The organism is Leisingera sp. CC-HEC096 (assembly GCF_059429235.1).
This window is the reverse complement of record NZ_JCAIJS010000001.1, coordinates 177948-195781: the sequence shown is the minus strand read 5'-3', so window position 1 is coordinate 195781 and position 17834 is coordinate 177948. Positions and strand designations below refer to the sequence as shown.

Sequence of the window (17834 nt, the reverse complement as noted above, 5' to 3'; positions counted from 1 at the left end):
GCCAAACATGCGCGCCAACCATCACCAGTTTGTTGCCTTTGCCTATGTTGTCCGCGAGGGCAGCTTCTCAGCCGCTGCCGTGCGGCTGGGAGTGACGCAGTCAGCCGTGACCCAGCATATCGCCAAATTGGAGAAACAAGTCGGCTCGCAGCTGCTGGTGCGCGGCCGGGATGGCATTTCACTTACCCGGACAGGGCAGGAGTTCTATGGCCTGGCCGACCGTATGGTTGCACTGAATTCCGAAATCAGCGAGCGGCTGGAAGGGTATGAAGCTATGGCCCGCGGCCACATCAGGATTATCGCCAACGCCCCTCTTCCCGCGCTCAAAGCGATCAGCCGGTTCAGGCAAGCCTATCCTGATGTCGAAATCGACTTTGCCCTTTTTGGCTGGACAACCGCAATCAACCTTTTGCAAGAGCGGCGGGCGGATGCCGGCCTGATCACGGATCCGCCGCACTCTGAGGACTGGGAGCGCGTGACGGTGCAAAAGAACCAATACGTGGCCTATCTCCTGCCCGCTTCTCCGCTCGCCGAACGTGACATTCTGAGCTTCGAGGATCTTCAGGGGGAAACCGTCATCCTGCCGGAAACCGGATCTCTGACGGAACGTGTCGTGCGCGAAGCACAACTTAAAAGCGGGGTGCGCTTTCAGCGAACAATAACGATGAGCACATTCCCCTTGATGTGTGAGGCGGTGTTGCAAGGGGCCGGAACAGCGATCTTCCTTGGTAAGAGCGGGTTGATTTCGAGAGGTTTGGCCGAAGTTCCAATCGCTGAACTGACCCAGCAGCACGAAACCGCAATTGTGGCTCCAAAGGACAGAGCAAAACTGCGGCTGGTAAAGGCTTTCATTGGAATTGCCTCCTCCTGACCCCAAGTCGCAATCTGCGCTTCCTGGACGTTCGCCCCACGCGCAGCGTTCGCCGCAATGAGCTCAGTACAGATATTCGCTGCGTTGGCTCTCAATGCCCCCTTTGAGTGTCGTGCAGGCAAAGCCGTCGCCTCGCCTGCAAGCTCAGATCAGTTCGCGACCGGCCCCTCAGACGTGAACTTCGGGATCACGCTGTCCGAGGCCGCCTTGGGCTCAATCCCCGGCCAGTTGCCTTCGGCCAAGTTGATATTGCCGGGAATGTCTTCCTCCCAGAAGCCGACGACCACGTCGGTGATGTTCAGATACAGCTTGTCATCGACGATGCGCCACAGGTTCGGGTTGGCCGGCACCTTGCCGCCCTTGGAGACGCCATAGGCGCAGTGGCCGTCATACTGCGGCGCGTAATAGGCCGGGTTTTCCAGGAACTTGTCGCGGTTTTCCGCAGTGGAGAACGCCCAGGTGGCGCCGTTGTAGTCGGCGGTGAATTCAGTGCTGCCCCGCACCGGCGCGGTCTGCGGCGTGCCCACCGGGTTCATTTCCAGGCTGCGGTAGGCCACCACGTCATAGCCCGAAACGGCATAGCCGGTGCCGTCGACATACTGTTCCCCGGCAAAGGCCGGCAGGGCAAAGGACAGCGCTGCCGCGGCAGCAAATGCAAAACGCTTCATGAAATCATCCCTTTCATCGGTGATCGCTTCAACTGGGGCACCGGTTCGCGGCTCTGGCGCGCGGCTCCGGCTTCGCCATTGACATTACTGCCGCTGCGGCAAATGCGAAGGGGGGCTCACGTCTCTGTGTCCGGGAACGAGAGGATGTGAGCGTTTTGTAAAATTTCCGCGGCCCAGACCTTCCAGTCATTGGAATTTCCGATTTTCCCCTTATCTCTGCCAAAGTCGGCCGCCGCGACCCTGCGGGCGGCCAATGACAGGAAACAATCAGAACAAGGCCCGACAGATGAGCGATACCTCCTACACCCCGCCGAAAGTCTGGAAATGGGAAAAAGGCAACGGCGGCCAGTTTGCCTCCACCAACCGCCCGGTTGCCGGCCCCACCCACGACAAGGAGCTGCCGGTGGGCGAGCACCCCTTCCAGCTCTACTCGCTGGCGACGCCGAACGGGGTCAAGGTCACCGTGATGTTCGAGGAACTGCTGGCCGCAGGCCACAAGGGCGCCGAATACGACGCCTGGCTGATCGACATCGGCGAAGGCGACCAGTTCGGCTCGGGCTTTGTGGAGATCAACCCGAACTCCAAGATCCCGGCGCTGATGGACCGCAGCGGCACTGAGCCGGTGCGGGTGTTCGAGAGCGGCTCGATCCTGGTGCATCTGGCGGAGAAATTCGGGGAATTCCTGCCCCAGGACGGCCCGGCCCGCATCGAGACCCTGAACTGGCTGTTCTGGCAGATGGGCAGCGCGCCCTACCTGGGCGGCGGTTTCGGCCATTTCTACGCCTATGCGCCGGAGAAGTGGCAATACCCGATCGACCGATTTGCAATGGAAACCAAGCGCCAGCTTGACGTGCTGGACCGCCAGCTGGCGGACCGCACCTATATCGCGGGCGAGGACTATACCATTGCCGATATGGCGATCTGGCCGTGGTACGGCCAGTTGGTTCTGGGCCGCCTCTATGATGCCGCCGAATTCCTCGACGCGGAAAGCTATACCAATGTGGTCCGCTGGGCCAAGGCCATCGACGACCGCCCGGCGGTGCAGCGCGGCCGCAAGGTGAACCGCTCCTTCGGCGATCTGCACATGCAGCTGCACGAGCGCCACGACGCCAGCGATTTCGAAACCCGCACGCAGGACAAGCTGGAAGCGGCGGCGGAGTAACCCGCTCCGCCCCTTGAGATGACCCAAGCGCCCGCGGCAACGCGGGCGTTTTTGCTTTTCGCGCCCTACATCCAGCCCAATTGCGTCAGGGCGTGCACATCGTTCCAGACCTTCGTCATATGGCGGATTTTCGGCCCGTCGAAATCCAGCACATAGACATAATCCGAGGCCACTTTCCTGCCGGTCGGCGCACCGTTGCCCGCATCGGCCGTATGGGTGCCGTGAAAGACCGCAAACAGGATCGCACGGCTGGCGTCCTCATCCACCGCCAGGGATTTGAACTCGGCATGGGCGTCCGGCATCGGGGTCAGCAGCCCCTTGGCCCATTCCGTATAGTCTGCCAGCGTCCTGATCTCCGCCAGCGCGTCCGACTGAACCGCGAAGGTGGCGTCCGGCGTGCACCATTCCTGGCACACGTCCCATCCCTTGCCCGCGTCGCAGGCCTCGCAGAAATCATTTGCGGTCTGTTTGATGGACATCGTTCTCTTCCTCCCTGCTGGGTAGCCGGGCATGGCGCTTGGCCACGCCCTTGCAGCAGCAGATAAGGCGAAAACGGCGGCGGGCGAGGCCGGGCTACTTCAGCCGCGGCGGCTTCTCAGGGTCGCTGCCCGGCGTCACGGGCTTGTATTCCTGCGGGGCTTGCGGCTCCGGCAGGTCAAAGCGCAGACCTGCCCGTGCAAGCTTGGCCGCCGCCGGGTCCTCCGCTTCGAAAAACGCCACATCCATCGCCCCGGCCTCGATGCCGGAAAAGGTCAGCGCCTCACCGGCCGCCTTGGCGAGCGAGGCCTGCGCCGCCTCCTTGGCGCCGACAAAGCCCAGGAGATGCCCCTGCCCGCCGCCGGCATAGCGCACACCAGCCAGATAAGCCGCCGCCGCCAGCCCGCCCGCAGTGGCCAGCTTGGCATCCAGCGCCGTCAGCAGCGCCTCCGGCAGGCCCTTGGGCGCGGTGAACATCTCCACCGCGGCCTCCACCTCATCCGGCGCGTGCCCCAGCGTCTGGTGCAGCCAGCTGACCGCCTCCGCCGGGATCAGAATGGCCGAGGGCGCCACCTCCAGGTTCAGCCCCAGGCCAATGCCCTGCCCGGCCAGCATCTGCGCAATCACACGGCCCGACAGCGCCGCGTAAGGCACAGGTTTGCCTGCGAACTGCGCCAGCCGTTCCTCACGGTCGAACACCAGCACAAAGGCCCCGTCCGGCGTCTCGAACAGCTCCGGAGAGATTTGCTCCCCCTCCGCCTCCGCCGCCAGCATCAGGAACAGCTCGCAATCGGCCAGCCGCTCATAGAACCGCAGGCGCGCGGCATCCTCTGCGGGCGCTGCCTCCATCGCGGCGTGGGCCAGATCCAGCGGGGTTTCATCTGTCATTGCATCAGCTCCTTCACCCGGGCCTGCAGCACCGGCAGCAGTTCGGCCTCGAACCAGGGGTTTTTCTTCAGCCACCCGGTATTACGCCATGACGGGTGCGGCAAGGGGAAGACCTGCGGCGCATGATCCCGCCAGCCGCGCACCAGCTCTGTCAGCGGCCCCTTCACCCCCAGGTGATAACGCTGCGCATGGGCCCCGACCAGCACCTTGAGCTGCACATCCGGCAGATGGTCCATCACTTGATGGTGCCAGGTCTTGCCGCAGATGGCAGGCGGCGGCAGGTCGGCTTTCTTGTCACTATAGCCGGGAAAGCAAAAGCCCATCGGAACCACCGCGACGTGGTCCTTGTCATAGAATTCTGCCTCCGTCAGTCCCAGCCAGGCCCGCAGCCGGTCGCCGGAGGGGTCGGTAAACGGCCTGCCGCTTTCATGCACCCGCGCCCCTGGCGCCTGGCCCGCGATCAGGATGCGGGCGGTGGGGCGGAACCAGACCACCGGACGGGGGGCGTGCGCAGTTGCGGTGGCGGCAAAGCGGTCAGCACAGAGCCGGCAGTTGCGAATCTGCGCCTTAAGCTCCCCGCTGCCGCTAATTGTTTCGCACCTGGAAACAGCCATTTACCGCTCCGCTTGTCCGGTTTGCCCTTAAAGACCCGCCCGGAACACCCGCTGACGGCTCAATTCGTTAAAACTTCGTTGAACATCTATGACACAATTCGACATAATAAGGTCAAATTCGCCACCTATGCCATTAACACTCTTTTGATAGGAAGAAGACGCGGGCACGCAAGAAAGCCTGCGCAGGACGAGGCAGATTGAGCCGGCCGCAGGGCCGCACGGGCAGTACCGGAACAAGCAATGCTTGAGTTTGAAAACGTCAGCAAGTCCTTCTGGACGGGAACCCAGCGCAAGGTGATCCTTGACCGCGTGTCGTTCCGCGTCGAGCCGGGCAAATCGCTGGGCGTTCTGGCCCCGAACGGTACTGGCAAGACCACGCTGATCAACATGATGGCCGGGCTGGAAAAGCCGGATGAGGGCGAGATCCGCCGCAACTGCAAGATTTCCTTTCCGCTGGGCTTCATGGGCGGGGTCATCAGCCGCCTTTCGGCGATGGAAAACAGCCGCTACATTGCCAAGCTTTACGGCCTGGACCCGGATTACGTGGAGGCCTATTGCCGCTGGCTGTGCGGCCTCAAGGAGTATTTCGACCAGCCGATCGGCACCTATTCGGCGGGGATGCGGGCGCGGTTCAGCTTCTCGCTGATGCTGGCGCTGGATTTCGACATCTACCTGATCGACGAAGGCATGCCGAGCACCACCGACGTGGAGTTCAACCGCAAGGCCGGCGAGATCCTGCAGGAGCGCTTGCAGACCACCACCATTATCATCGTCTCGCACCAGGCCAAGACGCTGGAGAAATTTGCCCGTTCCGCGGCTGTCCTGCTGCAGGGACAGCTGCATATGTTTGACACTTTGGAAGAAGCGAAACAGCTCTATGACTACGAAACCGAGAGCTAAGAAGTTCCGCATCCGCCGCAGCACTGCGGCGGCCGGGGCCCGCGATGCCGGCACCTCTCCTTCGGCGCCGGGCGCTGCTGCAGCGGCCGGGCAGCCCCAGCCGGGCCAGCAGGCTGCCGCCGCCTCTGCCGTCCGGCCCGCGGCGGCCTCTTCTGCGCCGGCCAAGAACACCGCGACGGGCGGTGCGCCGCTCTCCGGCATGGTCAGCTCCGCCCGCGAGGCCAGCATGGAAACCGATATCGAGGCGATCCGCCGCGAAGGGCTGACCGGCCGCCAGCTGCGCCTGGCCCGGCGTATGGCGCAAAAGCACAATCTGCCCGCCACCTCGGATTTTGAGGCGGTGCGGATGCTGCGCGAGCGCGGCATCGACCCGTTCCAGCGTACCAATATGCTGGAACTGGTGGTCCCCCAGAACAAGTCGCAGCCCTCAGGCACCCCGCCCGCGCCGGGCTCTGTGCAGCTGCCGCAGACCGTGCCCGCCGCCAACACCACCCTGCCCTCGACCGAGCTCAGCCCGGCTGAGCGGCGCAACCGCGAAATTCAGGAAATTCAGCGCGATATCGCGCGGCGCCGCCGCCGCAAGCTGTCGCTGCTGGCGGCGCGGCTGGCGTTCTTCGTGCTGCTGCCGACACTGGCCGCGGGCTATTACTTCTATTCGGTGGCCACGCCGATGTATTCGTCGAAATCGGAATTCCTGGTGCTCAAGGCCGACAGCGCGGCCGGAGGCGTCGGCGGTCTGCTGTCCGGCACCCAGTTCGCCACCAGCCAGGACTCGATTGCGGTGCAAAGCTACCTGATGTCCAAGGAGGCGATGCTGCGGCTCGACCGGGAGGCGGGCTTCAAGGCGCATTTCACGCAAGACTGGCTGGACCCCATCCAGCGGCTGGAGAGCGCCCCCACCAACGAGGAGGCCTATGCCACCTACAGCCGCAACGTGAAAATCGGCTATGACCCGACCGAGGGCGTGGTGCGGATGGAAGTGTCCGCCGCCGACCCCGAAGCTGCAGCGGAGTTTTCGCGCAAGCTGATCTCCTATGCGCAGGAAAAGGTGAACAACCTGTCGCAGCAGAAACGCGCGGACCAGATGTCTGAAGCGGAAACAGCCCTTGCAGATGCAGAGGCCCAGCGCCGCGCCGCGCAGCAGCGGCTGGTGGTGCTGCAGCAGCAAGGTTCCGTGCTGGACCCTGAGGGCGTGGTCGCCTCCCTGCGCCAGCAGATCAGCACCTTTGAAATCCAGCTGGAGGAGAAGCGGCTGGAACTGGCCGCCCTGCAGGACAACGCCCGCCCCAACCGGGCCAAGGTCAGCGGCGCGGAGGCCGACATCCGGCGGCTGGAAGCGGTGATCAGCAGCCTCAACAACCGGATGGTCGATGCCTCGGCCGGCGAAAACTCGCTTGCCAACCTTCGCATCCAGATCCAGATGGCGCAGGCCGACCTCGCCACCCGCGACCTGATGCTGCAATCGGCCTTGCAGCAAGTGGAAACCACCCGGCTGGAGGCCAACCGCCAGGTCCGCTACCTGACCACCGCGGTGGAGCCGGTGCCCAGCGACGAACCCTCCTATCCGCGCAAGTTCGAGAATACCGTTTTGGCATTCCTGATCTTTTCCGGTATCTACCTGATGTGTTCGCTCACCGCGTCCATCCTGCGGGAGCAGGTGTCATCGTAAAGCCATCGGGTACCCATGAAAAACATCGATATCGCCGGCCTCACCATCGGCAATGACCGTCCGCTGACCATCATTGCCGGCCCCTGCCAGCTGGAAACCGCGGACCACGCCCGGATGATTGCAGGCGCCCTCAAGGAGGCCTGCGAGAAGGCAGGCGCCCAATTCGTGTTCAAGGCCTCCTACGACAAGGCCAACCGCACCTCGCTCTCCGGCAAGCGCGGGCTTGGCATCGACGAGGGGCTGAAGGTTCTTGACACCATCCGCAGCGAATTCGGCGTGCCGGTGCTGACCGACGTGCACACCGAGGCGCAATGCGCGGCCGCGGCGGAGGCCGTGGACATCCTGCAGATCCCCGCCTTCCTGTGCCGCCAGACCGACATGCTGCTGGCCGCAGGCAACACAGGCAAGGCGGTGAACATCAAGAAGGGCCAGTTCCTGGCGCCCTGGGACATGGCCAATGTTGTCGCCAAGGTGGAAAGCACCGGCAACCAGAACATCCTGCTGACCGAACGCGGCACCTCCTTTGGCTACAACACGCTTGTGGCCGACATGCGCTCGCTGCCGCAGATGGCGCAGGGCGGCTACCCGGTGGTGATGGACGCCACCCATTCCGTCCAGCAGCCCGGCGGCAAGGGCGGCTCCACCGGCGGCCAGCGCGAGTTTGCCCCGCTGATGGCGCGGGCGGCGGTGTCGCTCGGCATCGCCTCCGTCTTCATCGAGACCCACCAGGACCCCGACAACGCGCCCTCTGACGGGCCGAACATGATTTACCTTGACCAGATGCCGCAGCTGATCGAAAGCCTGATGCGCTTTGATGCGCTGGCCAAGGCCGACCCCATCCGTATTTGATCCAGTAAAGAGATTTCAGACATGACCAAACCGCAGCCTGAGGTGACCCCGAACACCTGGAGCTTTCTGCGTGACGCGATGATCAAGCCCACCGGCTTTCGCGAATATGACGCCCGCTGGAAGTACCCGGAGGAGATCAACCTCCCCGGCATGACCGCCCTGGGCCTCGGCCTTGGCACCCAGATGCGCAAGCGCGGCATCGAACCGGTGATTGCCGTCGGCAACGACTACCGCGACTATTCGCTGGCGATCAAGAACGCCCTGATCCTGGGCCTGATGCAGGCCGGTATCCAGGTCAAGGACATTGGCCCGGCGCTGTCGCCGATGGCCTATTTCGCCCAGTTCCATCTGGATGTGCCCGCGGTCGCCATGGTCACCGCCTCGCACAACCCCAACGGCTGGACCGGCGTCAAGATGGGCTTTGACCGCCCGCTGACCCACGGCCCCGACGAGATGGGCGAGCTGCGCGACATCGTTCTGAACGGCGAAGGCCAGCCCGCGCCCGGCGGCTCCTACGAGTTCGTGGAGGGCGTCAAGGAAGCCTATCTCGACGACCTCGTCGGCGACTTCAAGATGTCCCGCCCGCTCAAGGTGGTCTGCGCTACCGGCAACGGCACCGCATCGGCCTTTGCGCCGGAGCTGTTCAAGCGCATCGGCGTCGAGGTGGTCGAGAGCCACAACGAGCTGGACTACACCTTCCCGCACTACAACCCGAACCCCGAAGCCATGGAGATGCTGCACGACATGTCGGCCTCGGTGAAGGCCTCCGGCGCTGACCTGGCGCTTGGCTTTGACGGCGACGGCGACCGCTGCGGCGTGGTCGATGACGAGGGCGAGGAGATCTTTGCCGACAAGGTGGGCGTGATCATGGCCCGCGACCTGTCGAAACTGTACCCGAACTCCACCTTTGTGGCGGATGTGAAATCCACCGGCCTGTTTGCCTCCGATCCCGAACTGCAGAAAAACGGCGTCACCGCCGACTACTGGAAGACCGGCCACAGCCACATGAAGCGGCGGGTCAAGGAAATCGGCGCCCTGGCAGGGTTCGAGAAGTCCGGCCACTACTTCCTGGCCGAACCGGTGGGCCGCGGCTACGACTGCGGTATGCGGGTGGCGGTTGAGGTCTGCAAGATGCTGGACCGCAACCCGGATCAGTCGATGTCCGATCTGCGCAAGGCGCTGCCCAAGACCTGGTCCACCCCGACCATGTCGCCCTACTGTGCCGACACCGAGAAATACGCAGTGCTGGAGCGGCTGGTGCAGAAGCTGGTGGCCAAGCACGAAGCGGGCGAACAGCTGGCAGGCCGCGCAATCAAGGAAGTCGTCACTGTGAACGGCGCCCGGGTGATCCTGGACAACGGCTCCTGGGGTCTGGTGCGGGCGTCATCCAACACCCCGAACCTGGTGGTGGTCTGCGAAAGCTCCGAGAGCGAAGCCGAGATGCGGGCGATCTTTGCCGACATCGACGCGGTGATCCGCACCGAGCCGCTGGTGGGCGATTACGACCAGACCATCTGAGTTCGGCGCAAATGAGAGGTTTCGCCTGCTTCGCAGGCGATCCGCGCCCGCCTTCGGCGGGCGCTTTTTCTTTTTACTGAGAAGCGATTTAAGCGCAGGTCTGCCCTTGAATGCGCCCATTCGAGTGCAAGGCGCCTGCAGCCGCGTCAAGGACACGCCGGGCTGTGCCCGGGGGCCTTCGGCCCACCTTGACCCGGCGTCCGGCTGGGGCGCTCAGTTGCCGCCGAGCAGTTTCAGCAGCTGGTCGCGGGCTTCCTGCTCGATGCGCTGTTTCAGCAGGTCGTTGATGTCCTGTTCCGGAGCGGCTTCCGTGTTGAGGTTCAGCTCCTCGCTGATCTTCTGGCGCACCCGGTCCTTGGCGGTCTGCTCCACCTCATCCAATCGCGTCTGCAGCGCCTGGCTCAGATCCGGGCGAATGTGCGGATCTTCCCACGGACCGGTGATCCGGACCGGAATGGTCAGCACCTGATCGCTCCCCGCCCGCACCAGCTGCGGTGTGAACAGATAGTCGATGTCGCGCGCACCCAGCCCGATCCGCCCCTTGCCGTCGGCGCGGAAACCCTTGAGCAGCACCAGCAGGTCCTGGTTTCTGAGATTTCCGCCCTCGATCGTGTAGCTTGCGGTCAGCTGATCAAACACGGTGCTGCCGCCATTGCCGCCGGAGCGCATCAGCTGTTCCAGGTCAAAGCCGGTAAAGAACCCCTTGCCCGCTTCCAGCCAGCCCTTGCCGCTCAGCGACCGCATGATCGCGTCCACCGAATTGCCGGAGCCGAGGAACTCCAGCCCGCCCAGCGCCTCGCCGTTCAGGCGGCTGTAGCCCGCGGTCTCGCCCAGAGCGCGCTCCAGCCGGATACCGGTGAACGTGAGGTTTCCGCCCACCGACAGGCCGTCGCGGTTGTTCGCCACCACCTGCCCCTGTACCTGGCCGCCGAACATTGATGCCGGCAGGAATTTCACCACCGCACGCTCGCGCTCGAGGCTCAGGTTCAGCTGGCTCGGCCCCAGCTTGACACTGCCGGTATCAAGGCTGTCAAAGGTCAGATCCACCCCGGCATCAGCCAGCCCCAGCGCCGAGGCGTCGATGCGCTGCTTCGGCCACCCATCCGCCGCCGCGCCGCGGCTGTCCGGCCCGCCAGCCCCCTCGAGGCCGGCGAAATCGAGCGCCCCGCCCTGCAACTGGGCAGTGATCTGCGGGCGCCCGGCAAACTCCACATCCGCTGCGCCCGTCAGTTTGTTCTTGCCCAGCTCCACCGCCAAATCGCGCATCGAGAGGCGCCCGTCGGCGGTATAGGTCACATCGGCGCCAAGCACCGCCTTCTGCGCCAGCGCGTCGGGCAGGAACACCCCCAGCGCCAGCCCGGCCTGCAAGGCATCCTCAGCCCCGAAAGTCAGCCGCCCGCTGGCCTCGCCATTGATACCCGCGTGGCCATCAAACCGCCCCTTGCCGCCGGGCGCCGTCAGCGTGGCGCCGACCGAGGACACCTCGCCCGCCAGAAACGCCGCAAAGGTGCCGATCTCCGCGTCGATCTCCACCGGCTCGCCTGCCGGGCGCAGCGTGAACTTGGCGTTCACCGTGCCGTCAAGCTCCGGCCACAACAGGCTGAGGTCGGCATTCCTCATCTCAACCGGCTCTTCCCCATGCGCCGTGTAGCGCACGGAGGCCCCCGTCAGCTCCACCGCCTCGATCCGCAAGGGCTGCCCGGCGCTGCCCGCGGACCCGGTGCCGGCCGTGGCCGCCGCCCCGCCGCTGCCAAAGACCCAGTTGCCAACACCGTCCGCGTTGGTGGCCAGGTTCAGATGCGGCAGGATGGCAGAGACCTCGGTGACCCGCACATTGCCCTGCAGCAGATCCGCCGCCGCAACGCCGATGGTCACCCGCTCTGCCCGCAGCATCGGCTCCGGCCCGGCCCAGTCCGCATTGGACAGCGTCACCGCATCCGCCTTGACCCCCAGTGTCGGCCAGAAGGTAAAGCTCACCTTGCCGCCAAGCCCCAGCTGCCGCCCGGTCTGCGCCTCCAGCTGATCGGCGGCCAGCCGCGCGACCTTCTCGCCCGGCAGCAGCAAGACCAGCCCCGCCAGCAGCACCACTGTCAGAACCAGTGCCATCACGACCCGGATTATCAGCTTCATCGGCCCACTCCTCATGCCTTGTCCCCCTGTTTCCCGAGGGTCTTTTCCCCAGCTTACTCTTTGGGGAGAGGGGCGCAATGCAGGAAGCCCCCTGCCACCATAAAGCGTCATCACAATGCAGCAGGGGCCGCGAGGACAGGCTTCAGCCAGGCTTCGGGATGACAAGGGCCAGCGCTTCAACCTCGTCACGCATCAATCGCTCTCGTCATGCAAATCGCTTTTGCCGCAGGCTAAGGGCTTTGGCGCACTGGCTTCCACACCTGACGGAGGGCAGCGCCTGACCTTGGGGAGGTGCAAAGCGCCTTCCCAGGGGGAAGGTCAGGCGCTGCCCGGCCTATCGTCCGGGCAAGGGGAAAATGCAGCCCCTGGTGCACAGGGGGGGCACAGGCGGTGTACAGGGGGTGCACGCCTGGCACCCCCCGTTTTCCTTGCCTCCTGCCGCATTCCTGATATACGCGCGCGCATGACCAGTACCCCGTCCAGCAACCCGCCCAGCCTCCGCCCTGACCTCGCCCCGGAACCGCAGTTCCGCGAGGCGCCCCGTGACGGCCAGCCGACCCTCGGCATGGTCTCGCTCGGCTGCCCCAAGGCGCTGGTCGACAGCGAGCGGATCCTGACCCGGCTGCGCGCGGAAGGGTACGGCATCTCGCCCGATTACGCGGGCGCCGACGCGGTGATCGTCAACACCTGCGGCTTCCTCGACAGCGCCAAGGCGGAGAGCCTCGAGGCGATCGGCGAAGCGCTGAAGGAAAACGGCAAGGTGATCGTGACCGGCTGCCTGGGCGCCGAGCCCGACTACATCCGCGAGCATCACCCGCGCATCCACGCGGTCACCGGCCCGCATCAGTATGAACAGGTTCTGGACGCGGTGCATTCCGCGGTGCCGCCCTCTCCGAACCCCTACGTGGACCTGCTGCCCGCGGCCGGTGTGAAACTCACCCCGCGGCACTTCAGCTATCTCAAGATTTCCGAGGGCTGCAACCACAAGTGCAAGTTCTGCATCATCCCGGACATGCGCGGCAAACTGGCGTCGCGCCCCGTCCACGCAGTGCTGCGCGAGGCGGAGAAACTGGTTGAGGCCGGGGTGCGCGAACTCCTGGTGATTTCGCAGGACACCTCCGCCTATGGTCTGGACCGCAAGTATTCCGCCCACCCGTGGAAGGGGGAGGAGGTGCGCAGCCATATCCAGGACCTCTCCCGCGAGCTGGGCAAGCTGGCCCCGGCTGAGGACCTGTGGGTGCGGCTGCACTATGTCTACCCCTACCCGCATGTGCGCGAGCTGATCCCGCTGATGGCGGACCCAGAGAACGCGCTGCTGCCCTATCTGGACATCCCCTTCCAGCACGCCCACCCCGACGTCCTGCGCCGCATGGCCCGCCCGGCGGCGGCGGCCAAGACGCTGGACGAAATCCGCGCCTGGCGCGAGACCTGCCCGGACATTACCCTGCGCTCCACCTTCATCGTCGGCTTCCCCGGCGAAACCGAGGCGGAGTTCCAGCATCTGCTGGACTGGATGGACGAGGCGCAGCTGGACCGGGTGGGTTGTTTTAAATACGAAAACGTCGACGGCGCGCGCTCCAACGACCTGCCGGACCACGTGCCGGAAGAGGTCAAGCAGGAGCGCTGGGAGCGCTTCATGGAAAAGGCGCAGGCGATCTCCGAAGCCAAGCTGGCGGCCAAGGTCGGCCAGACGATGCAAGTGATCGTCGACGACATCGACGAAGACGGCATCGCCACCTGCCGCACCAAGGCCGACGCGCCGGAGATCGACGGCAACCTGTTCATTGATGAGGGGACAGAGGGGTTGCAAGTGGGGGATCTGGTAACGGTCGGGGTGGACGAAGCCGGGGAATATGACTTGTGGGGGCGCCTGCCTGTGTGAGGTCAACAGTTACATTGGATAGAGATTTTCAGGGCGGAGTGGGAACACTTCGCCCTTTTCATTTTCACGACCTTCCTCTGCAGTAAACAGAAATGAGATGGGACCGCAGCGGAGAGCCGCTTCCCACAGAACGAATCATGATTTATGATCTCAGGCACAGGTGGATACCAAACCTAGTGGCACTCACAACGCTCCGGAATTGTTGAACGCTGCCTATGTTCGGATCCTCTTGACACACCATAAAAATAAGGGCATTACGGCAGTAGGCAGACACCGAGAGCTATCAATAGTTTGATAGGTATCAGTTTATTGCCCGTTAGCGCAAAAAATGTTAGGTTGCCTTTGAACTAAAAAGGCGAGGCCGCCTCCTACAGCAACCCCGCCTTATGAAGAGGTCGCGTCTTGTGCAGCACGCGGCTGAACAAAGGCAAATTCTCTCCCTAGCATTAGAGAGAATACTCCTACTGCCTTTGAAGTTCAATCGCTGCTTCATTTGGCAAAAGGAGGAATCCATGCCGACGAAGAACTCGAGCCCTCGGCTCACGTCTAAACTCGCAGCCCACATCAAATGGCTCTGGCAGAATACACCTCTCAATCAAGCACAGATTGCGGCTCTTCTTGGCGCCTTGAATCAAGGACGTGTTTCTGAAGTTATCAACGGTCATCGCTTTTCTGATGTGACCCCGATTGAATTTGCGGGGTGGAAGGCATGACCAAGATCAAAGGCAAGCAAGATGGTCCGGGTGGCCGCAACGAACATTACGATATTGGACGCCGGAAAGACGTGCCACGCCGTACCGCTGTTAAGGAAGTCAAACAAGGTTTGCACCCAGACACTCATGTAGTGAAGATACGCGGTCGTGAATACGTTCGGGATAACCCTGATCGTTCAAAATCTGACAACGTAAACCGTTAAAAACCCAGCGCCTGACCCTGGGTGGGTGCGAAGCGCCCTCCCGTGGGGAGGGTCGGGCGCTGCCCGCGCTTTGCGCGGGCTTGCGGCTATCTGCCCCTCCTCTCGCGGCAAATCCCTGCTACGCTCTCCCCCAACTGCAACAAGCCAAGGAGAGCCCCCAGCCATGACAGACACACCGGACATCGCCCAGAAAGCCCCCTTCCCCGTCGAGGTGACGGAGGGAAAGACCTATTTCTGGTGCGCCTGCGGCAAGTCCTCTCGGCAGCCGTTCTGCGATGGCTCGCACAAGGACACGGAGTTCGAGCCGGTGAAATACAAGGCAGAGAAAGACGGCAAAGTGTTCTTCTGCGGCTGCAAGCATTCGGGGAAGAAGCCGCTGTGCGACGGCACGCATTCAAAACTGTAGGGGACTTGGCCTGAGCGCCCGAACAGCAGCAGACCGCCCCGCAAGCCGGGCTTGCGGGGCGGGTCTGTTACGGGGTCAGGGCATCAGCCGCTTGAACAGGTCTGCGCTGGGGCAGAAATCCGGCACCGCGGGCGTGTCATCGCGGCGCGACGATATCCACAGGGCGCAGGACTTGCTGCAGCCCGCGCCGCGGCAGGAGGTCACCATCCGGGCATAATCCAGCCCGTTCAGCCGTCCGGCCTTCATTTCCCGGTCCAGGTCGATGCCCGCCGCCTCTGCCACCGCGCGCAGCAGCCACATGTGGCGGAAAATATTGCCCAGGCCCTCGGCCTCCGCTGCCATGTCCTTCATCAGGCGAGGTCCTTCAGCTGCATCAGCGCGTCCGCATTGCGGCAGCCTGGCATCGGCGCGTCCGCGCGCTCATGGGCGGCCAGGAAGGCCTCGCATTGATCCGGCACCGCGCAGCCGCGGCAGCGGGTGATCATGGCGGCCCAGTCCTCGTGGCTGATCTTGCCTGCTGCGAAGGCGCCGGTCAGATCGGCACCTGCGGTGGCGCCCATCCGGGTCATCAGCCGCAGATGGTAAAGGGGATCCCCCAATGGCTGCATCTCTTGAACTCCTATTGGATTCCGGGCCGGGCGCAGGTGCGCGTCACGCCTGCTGCTCGGTCAGATAACCAAGCAGGTCGCGGTTGCGGCAAAAATCCGGGGCATCTGCCCCGGGGCGCAGGCCTTCGGCCAGCCATTTGCGGCAGGCGCCGACGCCGCCGCAACGCGTGCAGCGCAGCACCGCCTCGGCGATCTCGTCGAACCGCAGGGTGCCCGCCACCGCCTCTTCTTCCAGATCCAGGCCGACGGTTTCGGCCATCCGGTCAAACAGCTCGGCGTGCGTCTTCAGGTCGGCATGGGTGGTCATCGCGCTCTCCCGGAATCATTTATTCCGGGTGCAGCTTAGCCGCAGGGGCGGAGGGAGAATTTGACTCAGGTCAAACGGGATAGAAATTATAACGTTTTCGCGCCAAGGTGGTCGAGATAGGCCCGCACCGCATCCTGCACCCGGCGGAAGCGGTCGCCGCCCAGCTTCTTGCCGCCGTACCAGCGTGTTACGATGATAACGTGATCCTTGAGGCCCTCGCGCTCCATCATCCGCAGGATCACCATCCCCGCCCCGGACTCGCCGTCATCGGCCTTGAGCCCGCCCGCGGGCAGGATCGCCGCCCAGGTGTTATGGGTCGCCTTGGCATAGGCCCGGTCGGATTTCAGCTCTGCCAGAACGGCATCCACCTCCTCGCGCGAGGCGGCCGGCGCGCCGGTCACCGCATAGCGCGAGCCGCGGTCGGTCAGGACCACGCCAAGCATCGTCAGCTCAGGCGCGGCCTGGTCCCTGGCAGCCATGCTCAGTTCAGCCCATAGCGGTCGATGGTTGCCTGCACCACCCGCACCCGGTCGGGGTTGGCGGGGTGCGTGCCCAGGAAACGGTCGCCCGGATCCGGCAGCCGGTTGAAGAAGCGCACACCGATGCTGGGGCGGTAACCGGATTTATGGGTGATGATGGTGCCCAGTTCATCCGCCTCCAGCTCAAAATCCTTGGAATAGGTGCGCGCGCCGACAAAGCCGCCAAGGTCCTGCGCTGTCGAGACGCTGGACGATCCGCCCCCTGCCAGTGCGGTGATCAGACCGGCGCCGGCGCTCACCAGTGCAGAGTTCTGCGCCTGCCGCGCCAGGTGGCCGCGGATGTGGTGGGCGGCCTCATGCGACATGACAAAGGCCAGCTCGTCATGGTTGGCGATCTGCCCCAGCATCCGCTGGGTGAAGGTGATCACCGGGCGGCCACTGCGGTCGAGGCTCTGGTAGGCGTTGGGCGCTGCGTTCGGGTTGGGGTCAATGCGGATCAGGAAATCGCAGTTCAGCCCCTGGGTGCGGCTGCGGCACTCGCGCTCGGCCACCGGCTCCACCCGCCGCGACACGGAGGCAAATGCGTTGCGCGCCTCGCCGGGAGCCATCCCCTGCACCCGCGGCGCCTGAACGACCGGCGCGGACTGCGAGGCAGGCTCAATCGCCACATTACAGGCGCTGACAGCAAGGGCAAACAGACACAGAAAACGGCGCATGGCAGATCCTTTTGCAATTCGCCGCCAACATACCGCGCAAGCCCGGGGGATAGCAATTGCGGCGGCGGCGGAAGATTGCCGTTACATTGGTACGATAGCGAATGTTTGCAAGGTCTTGCCAGCAGGCAGGCCGCAGTGGCAGGCTGGTGTCATGTTTACAATCGAACATGAATTCGACTCGACGGTTATCACCCTGGTGGATGAGGGCGGCGCGCCCCTTGCCGAGGATGTGACCATCAATTCCTTTGCAGAATGCGTCACGGTCGAACAATACGACCCGCGCACCGACAGCGTGCAGAAAATCACCCTGTCGCATCTTCAGGTGCGCGACCTGGCGGCGGCGCTGGACCTGCCCGAAGGGGTCTACCGCCTGGTGGGCGGCGAAGACGGGGAAGACTAGGCGTCAGCCCGCTCCCTGATAGACAAAGACCTTGTCGCGCGCGGTTGCGCCGCGGCGCAGCTCCAGATCCGAGGGGGCCGTTCCCATGGCCGTTGCCAGCAGCTGGCGGATGGCCTCATTCGCCTTGCCGTTCTCAGGGGCTGCGGTGACGGAGATCTTCAGCACACCCTCAGCCTGCACGATTGCATTGCGCGCCGCCTTCGGCGCGGCCCGCACCGCAATTTCCGTTCCCGCCACGCAGAGATGGCTCAGATCCGGCAGGTCCTTTTTCTTTGGCTTCCCCATATGGCCACACATGCCCTGTGCAGGCGGCAAAAGCCATAGACTTTGCCCGCCCGGCGCAGCTATCACCCCAGCAGCGAAACCCAGCCCCG

At 64.1% G+C, this 17834-nt stretch carries 22 protein-coding genes; 11 read left to right on the top strand and 11 right to left on the bottom strand.

Features of this window, described 5'->3' with window-relative positions; genetic code table 11:
- Positions 1 to 7 precede the first annotated feature (7 nt).
- Positions 8 to 871, top strand: a complete 864-nt coding sequence (locus tag AC5STI_RS00935) for a LysR family transcriptional regulator (protein WP_495445258.1) — start codon at positions 8 to 10, stop codon at positions 869 to 871.
- A 149-nt stretch (positions 872 to 1020) separates the two neighbouring features.
- Here the strand turns inward: AC5STI_RS00935 and AC5STI_RS00930 are convergent, their stop codons facing one another.
- Positions 1021 to 1539, bottom strand: a complete 519-nt coding sequence (locus tag AC5STI_RS00930; protein WP_495445257.1) for a YHS domain-containing (seleno)protein — start codon at positions 1537 to 1539, stop codon at positions 1021 to 1023.
- Positions 1540 to 1825: 286 nt separating this feature from the next.
- Here AC5STI_RS00930 and yghU point away from each other — a divergent pair, with 286 nt between their 5' ends.
- Positions 1826 to 2701, top strand: a complete 876-nt coding sequence (yghU, locus tag AC5STI_RS00925) for a glutathione-dependent disulfide-bond oxidoreductase (RefSeq protein ID WP_495447713.1) — start codon at positions 1826 to 1828, stop codon at positions 2699 to 2701.
- Positions 2702 to 2766: 65 nt separating this feature from the next.
- On the opposite strand, the gene AC5STI_RS00920 is transcribed toward yghU, so the two are convergent.
- The 3 genes from AC5STI_RS00920 to AC5STI_RS00910 all read right to left on the bottom strand — a co-directional run bounded on the left by AC5STI_RS00920 (position 2767) and on the right by AC5STI_RS00910 (position 4680).
- Positions 2767 to 3180: an ester cyclase gene (locus AC5STI_RS00920; RefSeq protein ID WP_495445256.1), complete on the bottom strand. Its 414-nt coding sequence runs from the start codon at positions 3178 to 3180 to the stop codon at positions 2767 to 2769.
- Between the two features lie 94 nt (positions 3181 to 3274).
- On the bottom strand, positions 3275 to 4066 hold the full coding sequence (locus AC5STI_RS00915) for an SseB family protein (protein WP_495445255.1): 792 nt from the start codon (positions 4064 to 4066) through the stop codon (positions 3275 to 3277).
- Positions 4063 to 4680 (bottom strand): uracil-DNA glycosylase family protein, encoded by a 618-nt coding sequence (locus AC5STI_RS00910; RefSeq protein ID WP_495445254.1) that lies wholly within the window; start codon positions 4678 to 4680, stop codon positions 4063 to 4065. Before AC5STI_RS00910 ends, AC5STI_RS00915 begins: the two co-directional genes overlap by 4 nt.
- Positions 4681 to 4920: 240 nt before the next feature.
- Here AC5STI_RS00910 and AC5STI_RS00905 point away from each other — a divergent pair, with 240 nt between their 5' ends.
- Genes AC5STI_RS00905 through AC5STI_RS00890 form a run of 4 tightly spaced genes read left to right on the top strand, consistent with a single transcriptional unit; the run spans position 4921 to position 9616 of the window.
- On the top strand, positions 4921 to 5580 hold the full coding sequence (locus AC5STI_RS00905) for an ABC transporter ATP-binding protein (protein ID WP_475050764.1): 660 nt from the start codon (positions 4921 to 4923) through the stop codon (positions 5578 to 5580).
- Positions 5558 to 7249 carry a KpsE/RkpR family capsule polysaccharide export protein gene (locus AC5STI_RS00900; RefSeq protein WP_495445253.1) on the top strand — a complete coding sequence of 564 codons (1692 nt, stop codon included), beginning with the start codon at positions 5558 to 5560 and terminating at the stop codon, positions 7247 to 7249. The genes AC5STI_RS00905 and AC5STI_RS00900 overlap by 23 nt, the downstream gene beginning before the upstream one ends.
- Positions 7250 to 7264: 15 nt before the next feature.
- On the top strand, positions 7265 to 8098 hold the full coding sequence (gene kdsA / locus AC5STI_RS00895) for a 3-deoxy-8-phosphooctulonate synthase (protein WP_490398148.1): 834 nt from the start codon (positions 7265 to 7267) through the stop codon (positions 8096 to 8098).
- 21 nt (positions 8099 to 8119) lie between these two features.
- A complete protein-coding gene (locus AC5STI_RS00890; RefSeq protein ID WP_495445252.1) occupies positions 8120 to 9616 on the top strand; it encodes a phosphomannomutase/phosphoglucomutase in 1497 nt (498 codons plus the stop codon).
- Positions 9617 to 9829: 213 nt separating this feature from the next.
- On the opposite strand, the gene AC5STI_RS00885 is transcribed toward AC5STI_RS00890, so the two are convergent.
- Positions 9830 to 11746 carry an AsmA family protein gene (locus tag AC5STI_RS00885; protein WP_495445251.1) on the bottom strand — a complete coding sequence of 639 codons (1917 nt, stop codon included), beginning with the start codon at positions 11744 to 11746 and terminating at the stop codon, positions 9830 to 9832.
- Positions 11747 to 12209: 463 nt separating this feature from the next.
- Between AC5STI_RS00885 and rimO the strand changes: the two genes are divergently transcribed.
- The 4 genes from rimO to AC5STI_RS00865 all read left to right on the top strand — a co-directional run bounded on the left by rimO (position 12210) and on the right by AC5STI_RS00865 (position 14950).
- Positions 12210 to 13628, top strand: a complete 1419-nt coding sequence (gene rimO / locus AC5STI_RS00880) for a 30S ribosomal protein S12 methylthiotransferase RimO (RefSeq protein WP_495445250.1) — start codon at positions 12210 to 12212, stop codon at positions 13626 to 13628.
- A gap of 512 nt (positions 13629 to 14140) precedes the next feature.
- Positions 14141 to 14341: a hypothetical protein gene (locus tag AC5STI_RS00875; RefSeq protein WP_495445249.1), complete on the top strand. Its 201-nt coding sequence runs from the start codon at positions 14141 to 14143 to the stop codon at positions 14339 to 14341.
- Positions 14338 to 14544 carry a DUF3892 domain-containing protein gene (locus AC5STI_RS00870; protein ID WP_495445248.1) on the top strand — a complete coding sequence of 69 codons (207 nt, stop codon included), beginning with the start codon at positions 14338 to 14340 and terminating at the stop codon, positions 14542 to 14544. Before AC5STI_RS00875 ends, AC5STI_RS00870 begins: the two co-directional genes overlap by 4 nt.
- Positions 14545 to 14707: 163 nt before the next feature.
- Positions 14708 to 14950: a CDGSH iron-sulfur domain-containing protein gene (locus AC5STI_RS00865; protein ID WP_495445247.1), complete on the top strand. Its 243-nt coding sequence runs from the start codon at positions 14708 to 14710 to the stop codon at positions 14948 to 14950.
- 75 nt (positions 14951 to 15025) lie between these two features.
- Here AC5STI_RS00865 and AC5STI_RS00860 read toward each other — a convergent pair whose 3' ends face one another.
- The 5 genes from AC5STI_RS00860 to AC5STI_RS00840 form a co-directional block, all read right to left on the bottom strand.
- Positions 15026 to 15301, bottom strand: a complete 276-nt coding sequence (locus tag AC5STI_RS00860; protein ID WP_495445246.1) for a DUF6455 family protein — start codon at positions 15299 to 15301, stop codon at positions 15026 to 15028.
- Positions 15301 to 15558, bottom strand: coding sequence for a DUF6455 family protein (locus tag AC5STI_RS00855; protein WP_495445245.1), 258 nt, complete (start codon positions 15556 to 15558; stop codon positions 15301 to 15303). The genes AC5STI_RS00860 and AC5STI_RS00855 overlap by 1 nt, the downstream gene beginning before the upstream one ends.
- A gap of 43 nt (positions 15559 to 15601) precedes the next feature.
- Positions 15602 to 15865, bottom strand: coding sequence for a DUF6455 family protein (locus AC5STI_RS00850; RefSeq protein WP_475050741.1), 264 nt, complete (start codon positions 15863 to 15865; stop codon positions 15602 to 15604).
- Positions 15866 to 15951: 86 nt separating this feature from the next.
- Positions 15952 to 16344, bottom strand: a complete 393-nt coding sequence (locus tag AC5STI_RS00845; RefSeq protein WP_495445244.1) for a YigZ family protein — start codon at positions 16342 to 16344, stop codon at positions 15952 to 15954.
- Positions 16345 to 16346: 2 nt separating this feature from the next.
- Positions 16347 to 17060: a M48 family metalloprotease gene (locus AC5STI_RS00840; RefSeq protein ID WP_495445243.1), complete on the bottom strand. Its 714-nt coding sequence runs from the start codon at positions 17058 to 17060 to the stop codon at positions 16347 to 16349.
- A gap of 151 nt (positions 17061 to 17211) precedes the next feature.
- Here AC5STI_RS00840 and AC5STI_RS00835 point away from each other — a divergent pair, with 151 nt between their 5' ends.
- Positions 17212 to 17460, top strand: a complete 249-nt coding sequence (locus AC5STI_RS00835; protein ID WP_421054140.1) for a DUF8831 family protein — start codon at positions 17212 to 17214, stop codon at positions 17458 to 17460.
- Positions 17461 to 17463: 3 nt separating this feature from the next.
- Here the strand turns inward: AC5STI_RS00835 and AC5STI_RS00830 are convergent, their stop codons facing one another.
- A complete protein-coding gene (locus tag AC5STI_RS00830) occupies positions 17464 to 17745 on the bottom strand; it encodes a DUF167 domain-containing protein (protein ID WP_495445242.1) in 282 nt (93 codons plus the stop codon).
- Between the last annotated feature and the right edge of the window lie 89 nt (positions 17746 to 17834).

Excerpts from the sequence above, each read along its gene's own strand:
- AC5STI_RS00850 (WP_475050741.1), bottom strand. The coding sequence starts at position 15,865 with ATGACCACCCATGCCGACCTGAAGACGCACGCCGAGCTGTTTGACCGG.
- AC5STI_RS00920 (WP_495445256.1), bottom strand. The coding sequence starts at position 3,180 with ATGTCCATCAAACAGACCGCAAATGATTTCTGCGAGGCCTGCGACGCG.
- AC5STI_RS00830 (WP_495445242.1), bottom strand. The coding sequence starts at position 17,745 with ATGGGGAAGCCAAAGAAAAAGGACCTGCCGGATCTGAGCCATCTCTGC.
- AC5STI_RS00865 (WP_495445247.1), top strand. The coding sequence starts at position 14,708 with ATGACAGACACACCGGACATCGCCCAGAAAGCCCCCTTCCCCGTCGAG.
- kdsA (WP_490398148.1), top strand. The coding sequence starts at position 7,265 with ATGAAAAACATCGATATCGCCGGCCTCACCATCGGCAATGACCGTCCG.
- AC5STI_RS00900 (WP_495445253.1), top strand. The coding sequence starts at position 5,558 with ATGACTACGAAACCGAGAGCTAAGAAGTTCCGCATCCGCCGCAGCACT.
- AC5STI_RS00890 (WP_495445252.1), top strand. The coding sequence starts at position 8,120 with ATGACCAAACCGCAGCCTGAGGTGACCCCGAACACCTGGAGCTTTCTG.
- AC5STI_RS00840 (WP_495445243.1), bottom strand. The coding sequence starts at position 17,060 with ATGCGCCGTTTTCTGTGTCTGTTTGCCCTTGCTGTCAGCGCCTGTAAT.
- AC5STI_RS00835 (WP_421054140.1), top strand. The coding sequence starts at position 17,212 with ATGTTTACAATCGAACATGAATTCGACTCGACGGTTATCACCCTGGTG.
- AC5STI_RS00845 (WP_495445244.1), bottom strand. The coding sequence starts at position 16,344 with ATGGCTGCCAGGGACCAGGCCGCGCCTGAGCTGACGATGCTTGGCGTG.
- AC5STI_RS00910 (WP_495445254.1), bottom strand. The coding sequence starts at position 4,680 with ATGGCTGTTTCCAGGTGCGAAACAATTAGCGGCAGCGGGGAGCTTAAG.
- AC5STI_RS00935 (WP_495445258.1), top strand. The coding sequence starts at position 8 with ATGCGCGCCAACCATCACCAGTTTGTTGCCTTTGCCTATGTTGTCCGC.
- AC5STI_RS00875 (WP_495445249.1), top strand. The coding sequence starts at position 14,141 with ATGCCGACGAAGAACTCGAGCCCTCGGCTCACGTCTAAACTCGCAGCC.
- AC5STI_RS00930 (WP_495445257.1), bottom strand. The coding sequence starts at position 1,539 with ATGAAGCGTTTTGCATTTGCTGCCGCGGCAGCGCTGTCCTTTGCCCTG.
- AC5STI_RS00885 (WP_495445251.1), bottom strand. The coding sequence starts at position 11,746 with ATGAAGCTGATAATCCGGGTCGTGATGGCACTGGTTCTGACAGTGGTG.
- AC5STI_RS00870 (WP_495445248.1), top strand. The coding sequence starts at position 14,338 with ATGACCAAGATCAAAGGCAAGCAAGATGGTCCGGGTGGCCGCAACGAA.
- AC5STI_RS00855 (WP_495445245.1), bottom strand. The coding sequence starts at position 15,558 with ATGCAGCCATTGGGGGATCCCCTTTACCATCTGCGGCTGATGACCCGG.
- AC5STI_RS00905 (WP_475050764.1), top strand. The coding sequence starts at position 4,921 with ATGCTTGAGTTTGAAAACGTCAGCAAGTCCTTCTGGACGGGAACCCAG.
- rimO (WP_495445250.1), top strand. The coding sequence starts at position 12,210 with ATGACCAGTACCCCGTCCAGCAACCCGCCCAGCCTCCGCCCTGACCTC.
- AC5STI_RS00860 (WP_495445246.1), bottom strand. The coding sequence starts at position 15,301 with ATGAAGGACATGGCAGCGGAGGCCGAGGGCCTGGGCAATATTTTCCGC.
- AC5STI_RS00915 (WP_495445255.1), bottom strand. The coding sequence starts at position 4,066 with ATGACAGATGAAACCCCGCTGGATCTGGCCCACGCCGCGATGGAGGCA.
- yghU (WP_495447713.1), top strand. The coding sequence starts at position 1,826 with ATGAGCGATACCTCCTACACCCCGCCGAAAGTCTGGAAATGGGAAAAA.